We start from the raw sequence: 15,434 nt of genomic DNA, 5'->3' as shown, positions 1-15,434 counted from the left end.
ATTTCAGCTTCATTTTTGCCAGGACGACGGACAGACAAACAGCATGACAAAACAAAAAGCAACGTTAATCGGGCTCATCGCCATCGTGCTGTGGAGCACAATGGTGGGGTTGATTCGTGGGGTAAGCGAAGGGCTCGGGCCAGCGGGGGGCGCAGCGATGATCTTCTCGCTAAGCGGCCTGTTGCTGATATTTACCGTCGGATTCCCCAATATTAGAAAAATACCTGTTCGTTATTTAATCGCCGGTAGCGTGCTTTTTGTCAGCTATGAAATGTGCCTGGCTCTGGCATTAGGTTATGCCGCTACCCGACACCAGGCAATAGAAGTAGGAATGGTCAATTATCTCTGGCCAAGTCTGACGATTTTGTTTGCTATATTATTTAATGGTCAAAAAACAAACTGGATGATAATTCCAGGATTAATTCTCGCATTGACCGGAGTCTGCTGGGTTTTAGGTGGTGATAATGGTCTAAATCCAGGTGAAATTATCAGCAACATTGCCAGTAGTCCGCTGAGTTATTTCCTCGCATTTTTGGGTGCTTTTATCTGGGCAACGTATTGCACTGTCACTAATAAATTTGCGAAAGGGTTTAACGGTATCACCGTTTTTGTTTTACTGACGGCGACAAGTTTGTGGGTCTACTATTTTATGACGCCACAACCAGAAATGGTTTTTAGCACGCCGGTGACCATTAAGATGTTCACGGCTGCATTAACGCTAGGATTTGCCTATGCGGCCTGGAATATCGGAATTTTACACGGTAATGTCACTGTCATGGCGGTAGGGTCTTATTTCACTCCAGTGCTTTCCTCTGCACTGGCTGCCGTATTGCTCAGCGCCCCGCTGTCGTTCTCGTTCTGGCAAGGCGCACTGATGGTCTGTGCTGGCTCGCTACTGTGCTGGCTGGCAACACGTCGGGCATAGAAATCAGGCCGGGTTTATGGCATAGAGATAGAACCCGGTTACACTCTGGTCAGTTAACGGATAATAATTGTACATTCCGCTTGTGTTTTATGTTTTTATTTGTTTAATTAAATGTTAAATGACTGGTAATTAATCAACGCCCGAAAATATTGTATGTTTACCTATAACCCTCCGGTTGTATATATTTTACATAGGTTACTAACGATTAGTAAACCATAATCAGCACAATAGTCCCCGTTGAAAATATATCCCAACAAAAGATCACATATTAATATTAATATAATCAGCTGTATTATGTAGATCTGGATCACACAAATTCAAATATTCCGCAATATTATGAAACTTATTATTGAACTAATACCACATCGTCATTTAAAAATAGTTCGTCATTGATGAACGGCCTCGTTTAGCAATGGTTTAGGAAACACACCAAGAAAAAATTATAAGGATTATTTAGAATGAAACTTAAATTAGTTGCAGTGGCAGTGACTACCCTGTTGGCAGCGGGTGCGGTAAACGCAGCTGAGATTTATAACAAAGACGGTAACAAACTGGATCTGTACGGTAAAGTTCACGCTCAGCATTACTTCTCTGACGATACCAGCAGCGATGGTGACAAAACTTACGCGCGTCTGGGCTTCAAAGGCGAAACTCAGATCAACGACCAGCTGGTTGGTTTCGGCCAGTGGGAATATGAATTCAAAGGCAACCGTTCTGAAGATCAAGGTTCCGAAGCAGACAAAACCCGTCTGGCATTCGCTGGCCTGAAATTCGCTGAATACGGTTCTTTCGACTACGGTCGTAACTACGGCGTAGCTTACGACATCGGCGCATGGACTGACGTCCTGCCAGAATTCGGCGGTGATACCTGGACCCAGACTGACGTCTTCATGACTCAGCGTGCTACCGGCGTTGCAACTTACCGTAACACTGACTTCTTCGGTCTGGTTGAAGGTCTGAACTTTGCTGCTCAGTATCAGGGCAAAAACGACCGTACCAACGAAGATGAATTACATGAAGCGAACGGCGACGGTTTCGGTCTGTCTTCTACTTATGAATACGAAGGCTTCGGCATCGGTGCAACCTATGCGAAATCTGACCGTACTGATGACCAGATGCGTAATGGTAACAACGAATTCTACGCTTCCGGTAAAAACGCAGAAGTATGGGCTGCTGGCCTGAAATATGATGCGAACAACATCTACCTGGCAACCACCTACTCTGAAACCCGCAACATGACCACCTTCGGTAAAGTTAACGGTATCGCAAACAAAGCGCAGAACTTTGAAGTTGTTGCTCAGTACCAGTTCGACTTCGGTCTGCGTCCGTCCATCGCTTACCTGAAATCCAAAGGTAAAGATCTGGGTGTTTACGGCGACCAGGATCTGGTTGAATACGTAGATCTGGGTGCGACCTACTACTTCAACAAAAACATGTCTACCTTCGTTGATTACAAAATCAACCTGCTGGACGACAACAAATTCACTTCTGACGCCCGTGTTAGCACTGACAACATCGTGGCAGTTGGTCTGAACTACCAGTTCTAATTTTGTTGTAAGTTGAATACAAAGCCAGTCCATCCAGGGCTGGCTTTTTCTCTTGATGTAGACTCGGTCATAAGGAGTATGCCGTGCAGACGTTCACTGGTCGTTGTCTTTGCGGACAGAGTCATTTTACCGTAAACGTCGAAATGCTTGATGTCTATGCCTGCCACTGCACGCTGTGCCAGAAATGGTCCGGTGGTGTCGCCATGTATCTGGAAGCCAGCGGTCATCCACTACTGTCCCCTGATTCAGCAGAACCTTCGCACTTTCCCTCATCAACGCGCGGAGAACGTTTCTTCTGTTCCGGCTGTGGATGCCCCTTGTGGTTTACGCTGACCGATAGCGATCGCTACTTTATTCCGTGGACATTGCTGGAGCTGAATGAGGTGGATCGCCGCCGTCTGATTCTGGCGGCTGAAATCTATACCGAAACACAGCCTGCTTTCTGGCGGTTGACGGGGCAATACGCTCGCCTGAGTGGAAAAGAAGTCGAAGCGATGGATTACCCCTGTCATTTAGCTCACTAGTTATTGACGGTTCACTTTTGCCAGGCTGAACCACATCCCTACCGCTAATACGATAAGCATGCTGCCAGCGCTGCTCAATGCCACGCTGTGCGACCAGGTAAATGCTTCTCTGGCAGCTGCAAGCAACGCGTCGCTAAGAGACGGCGAAAGCGAATGAGCTAATTGCACCGCCTCGCCCATTGACGATGAAGCACGTTCCAGCTCCTGCGCATTGAGGCCGCCAGGCGGTAGAATCGACGCGGAAAAACTACGGCTTAGCAAGAGACCAAAAATCGCGATCCCAAGACCGGCCCCCAGTTCATAGGCCATGGTTTCGATAGCCCCCGCAGCAGCGGCTTTTTCAGCCGGGGCTGCCGCCATAATGGCTGCCGTTGAGGCCAGTAGCGCGCTGGCGGCACTGAACCCCAGTAACGCCATTAATATCCAGGCCTGGATTTGCTGAGTGCTGAAATCCGTCATTGCCAGACCGTAGAAACTGACTGCACTCAACGCCATACCTGCCGTTGCCACGCAGCGCAATCCCAGCCGTGAAACCAACATACCGGCAATTGGGCCGCTGAAGCCACTCGCCAGCATGACCGGTAGCATAAACAGCCCCGCCTGATACGGCGTTAAACCGTGAACAAACTGTAATTCCTGGGCCATCAGCAGCTCAAACCCCACCAGGGTGATCATCGCAGTCATCGCCATGACCACGCCGCTTAAGATAATGCGATGGGTGAACAATCGCATATCAATCATCGGACGTGAGGCCGCGAGCTGAATACGCACAAATTTCCACAACAGTACTGCTCCGGTTAACAGCGTCAATACGATAACCCCGGTCGCTATATGCCCTTTTAGCGCCGTTTTAGCACTGTAAACCAGCAGTAAAATCGCCACGATCAACATAATCGCATGGCCAAAATTTAACGACTGATCCCGACGTCCGGTCTGGCGTGGCACGTAACGTGCGGTCAAGGTCATCACCACCAGTACAATGGGCACATTGATTAAGAACACAGAGCCCCAGTAGAAATGCTCCAGCAACATACCACCGACTAAGGGACCAAATGCCGCGCCGCCGGAACCGACAGCAGCCCAGACGCCAAGCGCCATATTGCGATGACGTTGTTCGGCAAAGGTGGCACGAATACCTGCCAGCGTCGCCGGAACGATCATCGCTGCACCAATGGCCAACACGGCCCGGGTTGCGATTAGCCAGCCGGCACTGTGCGCAAACGCGGCAGCCAGCGAAGCCAGACCAAATAGCCCACCACCCAGCATCAGCAAACGTTTAAAGCCGATGCGATCGCCCAACGCCCCCATCGGTAACACCATACCGGCCATCACCAGAGAATAGATATCAATGATCCACAGCAGCTCGTTACCACTGGCACCCAGCGTCATACTCAGCGTGGGCGCGGCAACGTGCAGCACCGTTGCATCAATCGCAACAGGGATGTAGACCAGCACAATAATCACTAACGTTAACCACTGACGAAACATAAAATTCCCTACAAAACTGAAACTGGACACATGTCCAGCTTTAGCGATCCTACGGAAAATTGAACGTATGTCCAACTTTTTGTTAAACTGCCAATAATGTGAATATAGGGAGGTAGTATGAGCTATATGAATCGGGATGAACGTCGGGAATTGATCCTGCAGGCGGCAATGCGCGTGGCGCTTGAAGAAGGATTTTCCGCCATGACCGTTAGACGTATTGCCGCAGAGGCTCAGGTAGCGACCGGGCAACTGCATCATCATTTTACCTCTGCCGGTGAGCTCAAATCCCAGGCCTTTGTCCGCCTGATCCGCACCCTTCTTGATGCCGAACTGGTCAGTGAAAACGCAACTTACCGTGAACGACTTCATGCCATGTTGGGAAGTGAAGACGGTGGGTTCGAGCCGTATATCAAGCTGTGGCGCGAAGCGCAGATCCTCGCCGATAAGGACCCGGAAATCAAAAGCGCTTACCTGCTCACAATGCGTATGTGGCATGAAGAAACCGCCGCGATCATTACCCACGGGCAGAAAGCCGGCGAGTTCTCTTCAGCGCCTGATGCCGCCGACGTCGCCTGGCGTTTAATTGCGCTGGTTTGCGGACTGGATGGGATGTATATGCTGGGCTTTGCAGAAATGGCCGATCCGGCTTTCGATCGCCACCTGGATCGCATGATAACGCTAGAGTTATTTATTTGATGTTATACATGAATTAACAATACATCTTTTCAATTTACAATTAGTAACACTTAAGCAACGTGTTATTCCTCTGACACGCCGCGTTATTGCGCTTTTTTATCTATCCTTTCAGTCAATATTCCTAAAACTTTTCAATAATTTCTAATTAGCACCAGTGCGGAACCCCAGGCGTTTATTTATTGAACGACGTGCGCATGTGAGGAAAATATGTCATCACCAAATGAGAAGAATAATCGTTATCTTTTGACTGACTGGAAACCAGAAAATCCCGCTTTTTGGGAAAATAAAGGCAAACACATTGCGCGAAGAAACCTCTGGATATCAGTGAGTTGCTTGCTACTCGCGTTCTGCGTCTGGATGTTATTTAGTGCGGTTGCGGTAAATTTAAATAAAATTGGTTTTAATTTCACCACCGATCAACTCTTTTTATTAACGGCATTACCCTCTCTGTCTGGCGCAATATTACGCGTCCCCTACTCCTTTATGGTACCTATATTTGGCGGCCGCCGTTGGACCGTTTTTAGTACGATAATCCTGGTTATTCCATGTGTATGGCTCGGTTTCGCTGTGCAAAATACCGCTACCCCTTTCGGTGTATTTATCATCATTGCGCTGATGTGTGGTTTTGCCGGTGCCAATTTTGCCTCCAGTATGGGTAATATCAGTTTCTTCTTCCCGAAAGCGAAGCAAGGCAGTGCGCTGGGCGTGAATGGCGGTCTCGGTAACCTTGGCGTCAGCGTGATGCAGTTAATCGCGCCGTTAGTCATTTTCCTGCCCCTATTTACCTTTTTAGGGGTACAAGGCGTACCGCAGCCTGACGGTTCTTTATTGTCACTGGCAAACGCCGCATGGATTTGGGTTCCGCTGCTGCTGCTCTCAACGCTGGCTGCGGGCGTGGGAATGAATGACATCGCCAGTTCGAAGGCCTCAATCGCCTCTCAGCTACCGGTCCTCAAACGCTTTCATCTGTGGCTGCTAAGCCTGTTGTACCTTGCCACTTTCGGTTCGTTTATCGGCTTTTCAGCCGGTTTTGCCATGCTAGCGAAAACCCAGTTCCCCGACGTTAATATTCTGCAACTGGCGTTCTTTGGGCCGTTTATCGGCGCCCTGGCACGCTCGGCGGGCGGCGTTATCTCTGACAAGTTCGGCGGAGTACGGGTCACATTAATCAACTTCATCTTTATGGCGCTGTTTAGTGCGCTGCTGTTTCTTACCCTCCCCGGCTCAGGAGAAGGAAATTTTGTTGCCTTCTATCTGGTGTTCATGGGCTTGTTCCTGACCGCGGGGCTGGGCAGCGGTTCAACCTTCCAGATGATTGCGGTGATCTTTCGCAAAATCACCATCTACCGCGTGAAGCTACAGGGTGGAACGGAAGAACAAGCCCAGCGTGAAGCGGTGACCGATACCGCAGCGGCACTGGGTTTTATCTCCGCCATCGGCGCCGTGGGTGGCTTCTTCATTCCAAAAGCCTTTGGTTCTTCTCTGGCGCTGACCGGTTCGCCGGTAGGGGCAATGAAAATCTTTTTAGTGTTTTACATCGTCTGCGTGCTGGTGACCTGGTTGGTCTATGGCCGCAAATCGCAAAAAAAATAACAACTATTTGGCCTGCAGATCGTAGGCAGCGTCCATTAGGAGCAGGAGAAATGTCATGAGTAAACTGTTGGATCGCTTTCGCTACTTTAAACAAAAGGGCGAGACGTTTGCCGAGGGGCATGGGCAAGTGATGCACACCAACCGGGACTGGGAAGACAGCTATCGTCAACGCTGGCAGTTCGACAAAATTGTGCGGTCTACCCACGGCGTGAACTGTACCGGCTCATGCAGCTGGAAAATCTACGTTAAAAACGGACTTGTGACCTGGGAAACACAACAAACTGACTACCCGCGAACCCGTCCCGATCTGCCCAACCATGAGCCACGCGGCTGCCCGCGCGGTGCCAGCTATTCCTGGTATCTCTACAGCGCTAACCGCCTGAAATACCCGCTGGTACGTAAACGGTTGATCGAACTGTGGCGCGACGCCCTGTCCCGCCAGCCCGACCCGGTGCTGGCCTGGGAATCGATCATGAACGACCCGCAAAAATGCCAGAGCTACAAACAGGTGCGCGGGCGCGGCGGGTTTATTCGTTCCAACTGGAAAGAGCTAAACCAACTGATTGCCGCCGCCAACGTCTGGACGGTAAAAACCTATGGTCCGGACCGGGTGGCCGGATTCTCACCCATTCCCGCCATGTCGATGGTTTCCTACGCGGCGGGTACGCGTTACCTCTCGCTGCTAGGTGGAACCTGCCTGAGCTTCTATGACTGGTACTGCGATTTACCGCCGGCGTCACCCATGACCTGGGGTGAGCAGACCGACGTTCCGGAGTCAGCCGACTGGTATAACTCCAGCTATATCATTGCCTGGGGCTCAAACGTCCCACAAACCCGTACGCCAGACGCCCACTTCTTTACGGAAGTGCGTTACAAAGGCACCAAAACAATTGCCATTACGCCGGACTACTCAGAGGTCGCCAAGTTATGCGACCAGTGGCTGGCGCCGAAACAAGGGACCGACAGCGCACTGGCCATGGCCATGGGGCACGTGATCCTCAAAGAATTCCACCTCGACAACCCCAGCGATTACTTCCTCAATTACTGCCGCCGCTACACCGATATGCCCATGCTGGTCCTGCTGGATGGCCGCGAAGATGGTAGTTTTGTCCCTGGTCGAATGATGCGCGCTTCAGACCTGGTTGATGGTCTGGGTGAAACCAACAACCCGGAGTGGAAAACCGTAGCGTTTAACAGCAACGGTGAACTGGTCGTGCCGAACGGTTCGATTGGCTTTCGTTGGGGTGAAAAAGGGAAATGGAACCTGGAGCCGCTGGCGGCTGGCGCGGAAACCGAACTGTCGTTGTCATTGCTCGGACAGCACGATGACGTGGCCGGTGTCGCCTTCCCTTACTTTGGCGGCAATGAAAACCCACATTTTCGCAGCGTGAAGCAGGAACCGGTGCTGATTCGACAATTGCCGGTAAAACGTCTCACCCTCGCGGATGGCAGCGTTTGTCCGGTGGTCAGCGTCTATGACCTGGTACTGGCAAATTATGGTCTGGACCGTGGACTGGATGATATCCACAGCGCACAAGATTACACCGAAGTTAAAGCCTACACGCCGGCCTGGGGCGAACAAATTACGGGTGTTCCGAGCCGTCATATCGAACAAATCGCCCGTGAGTTTGCCGATACCGCACACAAAACCCACGGTCGCTCGATGATCATCCTTGGTGCTGGTGTGAACCACTGGTACCACATGGACATGAACTACCGAGGGATGATCAACATTCTGGTGTTCTGCGGCTGTGTCGGACAAAGCGGCGGCGGCTGGGCCCACTATGTGGGTCAGGAGAAACTGCGTCCGCAAACCGGCTGGCTGCCACTGGCCTTTGCGCTGGACTGGAACCGTCCACCGCGCCAGATGAACAGCACCTCGTTTTTCTACAACCACTCCAGCCAGTGGCGTTATGAGAAAGTCACCGCGCAGGAGCTGCTCTCTCCGTTGGCCGATGCCTCGAAGTTCACCGGGCATCTGATCGACTTCAACGTCCGCGCCGAGCGGATGGGCTGGTTACCGTCTGCCCCGCAGCTCAACCTTAACCCACTCACGGTGAAAGCAAAGGCACAACAAGCGGGATTATCCCCTGCTGAATACACCGCGCAGGCGCTGAAGTCCGGAGATATCCGCTTTGCCTGCGAACAACCTGACAGCGGTAAAAACCATCCACGCAACCTCTTCGTCTGGCGTTCTAATCTGTTGGGCTCTTCCGGTAAAGGGCATGAATACATGCTCAAATATCTGCTGGGTACTGAAAGCGGGATTCAGGGTGAAGCGCTTGGCGAAACCGATGGCATTAAACCGGAAGAAGTGGAATGGCAGTCGGCGGCGATTGAAGGCAAGCTCGACCTGTTGGTGACGCTCGACTTCCGCATGTCCAGCACCTGTCTGTTCTCCGATATCGTGCTACCTACCGCCACCTGGTATGAAAAAGACGATATGAATACCTCGGATATGCATCCGTTTATTCACCCGCTGTCGGCTGCAGTCGATCCTGCCTGGGAGTCAAAAAGCGACTGGGAAATTTATAAAGGCATCGCCAAAGTGTTCTCGGAGGTCTGCGTCGGCCATCTGGGGCAAGAAACCGATGTGGTACTGCAACCGCTGCAGCATGATTCCCCGGCAGAACTGGCGCAGCCGTTTGATATCCTGGACTGGCGTAAAGGCGAATGCGACCTTATTCCGGGTAAGACCGCGCCCAATATCGCCGTTGTGGAGCGTGATTATCCCGCCACTTACGAACGCTTCACCTCGCTCGGGCCATTGATGGACAAGCTCGGCAACGGTGGGAAAGGCATCTCGTGGAATACCCAGGCGGAGGTCGATTTCCTCGGCAAGTTGAATTACACCAAGCGCGAAGGTCCGGCGAAAGGCCGCCCGCTGATCGACACCGCGCTGGATGCCTCGGAAGTGATCCTCGCGCTGGCGCCGGAAACCAACGGCCAGGTGGCGGTGAAAGCCTGGCAAGCGCTGGGGGCAATGACCGGGCGGGACCATACACATCTGGCGTTGAACAAAGAAGACGAAAAGATTCGTTTTCGCGACATTCAGGCGCAGCCGCGCAAAATCATCTCCAGCCCGACCTGGTCGGGTCTTGAAAGCGAGCACGTCTCCTATAACGCCGGTTATACCAACGTGCACGAACTGATCCCATGGCGCACCCTGTCGGGTCGTCAGCAACTGTATCAAGATCACGCGTGGATGCGCGCCTTCGGCGAAAGTCTGGTGGCGTATCGTCCACCCATTGATACCCGTAGCGTCAGCGAAATGCGTGAGATACCGCCAAACGGCTTCCCGGAGAAAGCACTCAACTTCCTGACGCCGCACCAGAAATGGGGCATCCACTCTACCTACAGTGAAAACCTGCTGATGCTGACGCTGTCGCGTGGCGGGCCGATTGTCTGGATCAGTGAAACTGATGCTAAGGAGTTGGGTATTGAAGACAACGACTGGATCGAAGCTTTCAATGCAAACGGGGCACTGACCGCACGCGCGGTGGTCAGCCAGCGTGTACCGCCAGGCATGACCATGATGTACCACGCACAGGAACGAATCATGAATATACCCGGTTCCGAAGTCACCGGAATGCGCGGTGGTATTCATAACTCCGTCACCCGTGTGTGTCCGAAACCGACCCACATGATTGGCGGCTATGCGCAGTTGGCATACAGCTTCAACTATTACGGAACGGTCGGCTCTAACCGCGATGAGTTCATCATGATTAGGAAAATGAAAAATATTAACTGGCTGGATGATGAAGGTCGCGATCAGGTACAGGAGGCGAAAAAATGAAAATACGCTCACAGGTAGGCATGGTTCTGAATTTGGATAAGTGCATCGGCTGCCACACCTGCTCCGTCACCTGTAAAAACGTCTGGACCGGGCGTGAAGGGATGGAATATGCGTGGTTTAACAACGTCGAAACCAAACCCGGCATTGGTTACCCGAAAAACTGGGAGGACCAGGAAGAGTGGCAAGGCGGCTGGGTGCGCGATGTTAACGGTAAAATCAGACCGCGTCTGGGCGGCAAGATGGGGGTCATCACCAAAATTTTCGCCAACCCGGTCATTCCACAAATCGATGATTACTACGAACCGTTTACCTACGATTACCAGCATCTGCACAGTGCGTCGGAAGGCAAAAATCAGCCCACTGCCCGCCCGCGCTCGCTGATTGATGGTAAACGGATGGACAAAATTATCTGGGGCCCCAACTGGGAAGAATTGCTGGGTGGTGAATTCTCAAAACGTGCCCGTGACCGTAACTTCGAGAAGATGCAAAAGGAGATGTACGGTCAGTTTGAAAACACCTTCATGATGTATTTGCCACGCCTGTGCGAACACTGCCTGAACCCAAGCTGTGTCGCCACCTGCCCGAGTGGTGCTATCTATAAGCGTGAAGAAGATGGCATCGTGCTGATCGACCAGGATAAGTGCCGCGGCTGGCGTTTGTGCATCAGCGGTTGTCCGTATAAAAAAATCTACTTCAACTGGAAGAGCGGCAAGTCAGAAAAATGCATCTTCTGCTATCCACGTATTGAATCCGGCCAACCTACCGTGTGTTCCGAAACCTGCGTCGGACGTATCCGCTATCTTGGCGTGCTGCTGTACGACGCCGATCGCATTGAGGAAGCGGCCAGCACCGAACATGAAACCGATCTTTATGAGCGTCAGTGCGATGTGTTCCTTAACCCGCACGATCCGGCCGTCATTGAAGAAGCGCTGAAACAGGGTATTCCGCACAACGTGATTGAGGCGGCTCAGCGTTCACCGGTTTACAAAATGGCGATGGACTGGAAGCTGGCACTGCCGCTGCACCCGGAATACCGCACTCTGCCGATGGTCTGGTACGTGCCGCCGTTGTCACCGATTCAGTCTTACGCTGATGCCGGTGGTCTGCCGCACAATGGCAACATTCTGCCCGCGGTTGAGTCACTGCGAATCCCGGTCCAGTACCTCGCCAACATGCTCAGTGCAGGTGATACCGGCCCCGTACTGCGCGCCCTGAAACGCATGATGGCGATGCGTCACTACATGCGCTCACAAACCGTGGAAGGTGTAACCGATACCCGTGCAGTTGAGGAAGTGGGCTTAACCGTTGAACAGGTTGAGGAGATGTACCGCTATTTGGCCATTGCCAACTACGAAGACCGCTTCGTGATCCCAACCAGCCATCGTGAAATGGCGCGTGACGCTTTCCCGGAGAAAAACGGTTGCGGCTTCACCTTCGGCGACGGCTGTCACGGATCGGACACCAAGTTCAATCTGTTTAACAGTAGCCGCATTGACGCTATCGATATCACCGAAGTACGCGATAAAGCGGAGGGTCAATAATGCAAATCCTCAAGGTTATCGGTCTGCTGATGGAATACCCGGACGCGCTGCTCTGGGAGTGCAAAGATGACGCCTTCGCGCTGGTCGCCAGCGATGCGCCCATGCTAAGCGACTTTACCCACGAGCTGCTCAATGCCCCGTTACTGGATAAGCAAGCTGAATGGTGTGAAGTATTTGACCGTGGACGCGCCACTTCACTGCTGTTGTTCGAGCATGTGCATGCCGAATCCCGCGACCGCGGTCAGGCGATGGTCGACTTGCTGGCCCAGTACGAAAAAGTCGGGCTACAGCTCGACTGTCGCGAACTGCCGGATCACCTGCCGCTGTATCTGGAATATTTAAGCGTGCTGCCTGAAGCAGAAGCCAAAGAGGGATTGCAGAACGTTGCCCCGATACTGGCGCTGCTCGGCGGGCGGTTAAAGCAGCGCGATACCCCCTGGTATCAACTGTTTGACGCCCTGCTGTTGCTTGCCGGAAGTCCGCTATCAAGTGACAGTGTCACAAAACAGGTTGGCGCTGAAACCCGCGATGATACCCGTCAGGCGCTGGATGCCGTCTGGGAAGAGGAACAGGTGAAGTTTATTGAGGATAATGCGACTGCCTGTGACAGTTCACCGTTACAAAACTATCAACGACGCTTTAGCCAGGACGTGGCACCACAATATGTCGACATCAGCGCGGGAGGCCCGAAATGATACAGTATCTGAACGTCTTTTTTTACGACATCTACCCGTATCTGTGCGGCACGGTATTTATCCTCGGGAGTTGGTTACGCTACGACTACGGACAGTACACCTGGCGCGCCTCCTCCAGTCAGATGCTGGATAAACGCGGTATGGTGCTATGGTCAAACTTGTTCCATATCGGCATTTTGGGGATCTTCTTTGGACACCTGTTTGGCATGTTAACCCCACACTGGATGTATGCCTGGTTCCTGCCAATTGCGGTGAAACAACAGATGGCGATGATTGCCGGCGGTCTGTGTGGCGTATTGACGCTGGTAGGCGGCGCGGGTCTGCTGGTGCGCCGTCTGACGAACTCGCGTATTCGCGCAACATCCTCAACCGCAGATATCCTGATCCTGTGTATCCTGTTGATTCAGTGTATCCTCGGCCTGACCACTATCCCGTTTTCGGCACAACATCCGGACGGCAGTGAAATGCTGAAACTGGTGGGCTGGGCGCAGTCGGTCGTCACCTTCCAGGGCGGTGCGTCTGCACATCTGGATGGCGTGGCGTTGATCTTCCGGGTACACCTGGTGCTGGGGATGACGATTTTCCTGCTGTTCCCGTTCACCCGTCTGGTTCACGTCTGGAGCGCGCCGGTTGAGTATTTCACTCGCCGTTACCAGATAGTACGTTCTCGCCGATAATTTTCTCTGCTGTCCGGTAGCGCGTGCGCTTGCCGGGCAGCATCGCTATCCCACTTTTTGTACGTTATGATGCTTCTCCATTCCAGGAGAACGCCAATGAAACCACAGGTTTACCACGTTGATGCCTTTACCTCAGAACCCTTTCGCGGCAATTCAGCGGGAGTTGTGCTGCATGCGGATGGGTTGAGTGACGCCCAGATGCAGCTGATTGCACGTGAGCTGCGCCATTCGGAAACGGCTTTTCTACTGACCAGTGACGACAGCGATGTGCGTATTCGCTACTTCACGCCAACGGTCGAAGTGCCCATCTGTGGGCATGCTACCGTCGCCGCGCATTATGTTCGCGCCAACGTGCTGGGGCTGGGTGATACAACCGTCTGGCAAACGTCACTCGCCGGTCGCCACCGGGTTGACGTACGTACGCACGGCGCTGACTACCGCATCAGCCTGGAGCAAGGGAAACCTGTTTTTGAGGCGCCGCTAGATGGGGCAATTCGCCGTGCGATTATTAACGCGCTGCACCTAACTGAAGACGATATGCTGCCTGGGTTGCCGATTCAGGTGGCATCTACCGGGCATTCAAAAGTGATGATCCCACTGAAGCCCGAGGTGAATATTGACGCCCTTTCCCCTGACCTGCCTGCGCTGACGGCAATTAGCAAAGAGATTGGCTGTAACGGCTTCTTCCCGTTTCAACTCCGTCCGGGCGAAAACGCAACCGATGGCCGCATGTTTTCACCGGCTATCGGAATTGTGGAAGATCCGGTCACCGGCAACGCGAATGGTCCAATGGGCGCCTGGCTGGTACACCATAACCTGATGGCTCATGATGGCGAAACGTTGCATGTTCAGGGGCACCAGGGGCGTGCGCTGGGACGCGACGGCATTGTTGATGTGACGGTGACTATCCGTGATAACCAGCCAGAAAAAGTGACGATTTCCGGCTCGGCAGTGATCCTGTTTCACGCCGAATGGGCGATCGATTTTTAAATCTTCATATAGACCGGATAAGGCGATTACGCCGCATCCGGCATTAATTCTGATGCCCCTATTTCCCCGCCTCCGGATGCGTATCAAACGCCGCCATGACCGTCGCCAGTTCCTCCTCGCTAAAGCCGTGTTTGACATCGTCAACGCCCAGGCCGAAGCGCTCCTGCAACAGCGTATACAGGCTGGCGACGTCAGGCAGATTAATCTGCTCTACCGCATGACCATCCTGATAATGAGTAAAGTGGAAATTGGTCAACGTCAGCTTGCCGCCGTCGGGTAAATGGCGACACATCAGCAGATGGTGGCGGAAATGCGACTGCGGCCAGTGTGCAGACCAGAAGTTCCCCATCAGATAATCGCTGTGATGTTGCACCACCAGATCGAATCGGTACATTGACTGCCAGTGATCATGATGGCGGAACTGCAATATCCAGTCTTCCCCCTCCTGAATCAGGCGATATTCGCCGTGTGGCGTCTTCTGCTCAATGTTAGCCTGCAGACGAATGGGCGCCGTCAGCGTTTGTCCGCCAAAGCCAACGTCAGCGATCCACTGTTCACCCTGTAATTCAACCAGTAACAGGCGATGTGTCCGCGGCGGCAGACTTGACGGATTCGCCAATACCACGCGTCCCAGCAAACTGCGTACGGTAAAGCCGATGTCGCGTAGCGCCCGTTCAAATACACCATTTTGTTCAAAACAATAGCCCCCGCGGCGGGCCGTGACCAACTTCTCTTCAAGGGACACATCGTCAAGCTGCATTTCACGCGGCAGCAGCACATCAAGATTTTCAAAGGGTATGGCACCGTTATGCAGTAAGTGCAGCGCTCTCAACGTTTCAATGTCGACGTTGGGCACATCAGACCAGCCAATACGGGCAAAATAAGCGTGTAAAAAAGGCGTCATACGGGATTCCTGTTTGTTGAATGTTGTACTTATAACGCATTTTTAATTTTACGCTGTC

Annotated in this window: 12 protein-coding genes; 10 read left to right on the top strand and 2 right to left on the bottom strand. The window is 52.6% G+C overall.

Going from position 1 to position 15,434, the window contains the following annotated elements:
- Positions 1-43 precede the first annotated feature (43 nt).
- The 3 genes from yddG (at position 44) to HV261_RS14470 (ending at position 2,996) form a co-directional block, all read left to right on the top strand.
- A complete protein-coding gene (gene yddG / locus HV261_RS14480; RefSeq protein ID WP_202038627.1) occupies positions 44-925 on the top strand; it encodes an aromatic amino acid efflux DMT transporter YddG in 882 nt (293 codons plus the stop codon).
- 458 nt (positions 926-1,383) lie between these two features.
- Positions 1,384-2,472, top strand: coding sequence for a porin OmpC (locus tag HV261_RS14475; protein ID WP_202038626.1), 1,089 nt, complete (start codon positions 1,384-1,386; stop codon positions 2,470-2,472).
- A gap of 83 nt (positions 2,473-2,555) precedes the next feature.
- Positions 2,556-2,996, top strand: coding sequence for a GFA family protein (locus HV261_RS14470; protein ID WP_005126795.1), 441 nt, complete (start codon positions 2,556-2,558; stop codon positions 2,994-2,996).
- Here the strand turns inward: HV261_RS14470 and HV261_RS14465 are convergent, their stop codons facing one another.
- Positions 2,997-4,484 carry an MFS transporter gene (locus HV261_RS14465; protein ID WP_202038625.1) on the bottom strand — a complete coding sequence of 496 codons (1,488 nt, stop codon included), beginning with the start codon at positions 4,482-4,484 and terminating at the stop codon, positions 2,997-2,999.
- A gap of 117 nt (positions 4,485-4,601) precedes the next feature.
- Between HV261_RS14465 and HV261_RS14460 the strand changes: the two genes are divergently transcribed.
- The 7 genes from HV261_RS14460 (at position 4,602) to HV261_RS14430 (ending at position 14,472) form a co-directional block, all read left to right on the top strand.
- On the top strand, positions 4,602-5,180 hold the full coding sequence (locus tag HV261_RS14460) for a TetR family transcriptional regulator (protein WP_137381850.1): 579 nt from the start codon (positions 4,602-4,604) through the stop codon (positions 5,178-5,180).
- Between the two features lie 207 nt (positions 5,181-5,387).
- Positions 5,388-6,773 (top strand): NarK family nitrate/nitrite MFS transporter, encoded by a 1,386-nt coding sequence (locus HV261_RS14455; RefSeq protein ID WP_202038624.1) that lies wholly within the window; start codon positions 5,388-5,390, stop codon positions 6,771-6,773.
- A 55-nt stretch (positions 6,774-6,828) separates the two neighbouring features.
- Entirely contained in the window at positions 6,829-10,569 is a 3,741-nt protein-coding gene (locus HV261_RS14450) for a nitrate reductase subunit alpha (protein WP_202038623.1), read from the top strand.
- Positions 10,566-12,110 (top strand): nitrate reductase subunit beta, encoded by a 1,545-nt coding sequence (gene narH / locus HV261_RS14445; RefSeq protein ID WP_202038622.1) that lies wholly within the window; start codon positions 10,566-10,568, stop codon positions 12,108-12,110. Before HV261_RS14450 ends, narH begins: the two co-directional genes overlap by 4 nt.
- Positions 12,110-12,805, top strand: a complete 696-nt coding sequence (narW, locus tag HV261_RS14440) for a nitrate reductase molybdenum cofactor assembly chaperone (protein ID WP_202038621.1) — start codon at positions 12,110-12,112, stop codon at positions 12,803-12,805. The genes narH and narW overlap by 1 nt, the downstream gene beginning before the upstream one ends.
- Entirely contained in the window at positions 12,802-13,482 is a 681-nt protein-coding gene (gene narI, locus HV261_RS14435) for a respiratory nitrate reductase subunit gamma (protein WP_137381846.1), read from the top strand. The genes narW and narI overlap by 4 nt, the downstream gene beginning before the upstream one ends.
- 96 nt (positions 13,483-13,578) lie before the next feature.
- A complete protein-coding gene (locus HV261_RS14430) occupies positions 13,579-14,472 on the top strand; it encodes a PhzF family isomerase (protein WP_202038620.1) in 894 nt (297 codons plus the stop codon).
- A gap of 58 nt (positions 14,473-14,530) precedes the next feature.
- Here HV261_RS14430 and nhoA read toward each other — a convergent pair whose 3' ends face one another.
- Positions 14,531-15,376: an N-hydroxyarylamine O-acetyltransferase gene (nhoA, locus tag HV261_RS14425; protein ID WP_202038619.1), complete on the bottom strand. Its 846-nt coding sequence runs from the start codon at positions 15,374-15,376 to the stop codon at positions 14,531-14,533.
- Positions 15,377-15,434 lie beyond the last annotated feature (58 nt).

Source organism: Citrobacter sp. RHBSTW-00671 (genome assembly GCF_014103415.1).
Classification (GTDB): Bacteria; Pseudomonadota; Gammaproteobacteria; order Enterobacterales; family Enterobacteriaceae; genus Citrobacter.
Note: the sequence above shows the minus strand (reverse complement) of the source record. Positions and strands in the feature narration are given on the sequence as shown.

What these genes read in the sequence shown, in the direction of transcription:
- yddG (WP_202038627.1), top strand. Translation starts at nt 44, where the DNA reads ATGACAAAACAAAAAGCAACGTTAATCGGGCTCATCGCCATCGTGCTG.
- HV261_RS14475 (WP_202038626.1), top strand. Translation starts at nt 1,384, where the DNA reads ATGAAACTTAAATTAGTTGCAGTGGCAGTGACTACCCTGTTGGCAGCG.
- HV261_RS14465 (WP_202038625.1), bottom strand. Translation starts at nt 4,484, where the DNA reads ATGTTTCGTCAGTGGTTAACGTTAGTGATTATTGTGCTGGTCTACATC.
- HV261_RS14460 (WP_137381850.1), top strand. Translation starts at nt 4,602, where the DNA reads ATGAGCTATATGAATCGGGATGAACGTCGGGAATTGATCCTGCAGGCG.
- HV261_RS14455 (WP_202038624.1), top strand. Translation starts at nt 5,388, where the DNA reads ATGTCATCACCAAATGAGAAGAATAATCGTTATCTTTTGACTGACTGG.
- HV261_RS14450 (WP_202038623.1), top strand. Translation starts at nt 6,829, where the DNA reads ATGAGTAAACTGTTGGATCGCTTTCGCTACTTTAAACAAAAGGGCGAG.
- narH (WP_202038622.1), top strand. Translation starts at nt 10,566, where the DNA reads ATGAAAATACGCTCACAGGTAGGCATGGTTCTGAATTTGGATAAGTGC.
- narW (WP_202038621.1), top strand. Translation starts at nt 12,110, where the DNA reads ATGCAAATCCTCAAGGTTATCGGTCTGCTGATGGAATACCCGGACGCG.
- narI (WP_137381846.1), top strand. Translation starts at nt 12,802, where the DNA reads ATGATACAGTATCTGAACGTCTTTTTTTACGACATCTACCCGTATCTG.
- HV261_RS14430 (WP_202038620.1), top strand. Translation starts at nt 13,579, where the DNA reads ATGAAACCACAGGTTTACCACGTTGATGCCTTTACCTCAGAACCCTTT.
- nhoA (WP_202038619.1), bottom strand. Translation starts at nt 15,376, where the DNA reads ATGACGCCTTTTTTACACGCTTATTTTGCCCGTATTGGCTGGTCTGAT.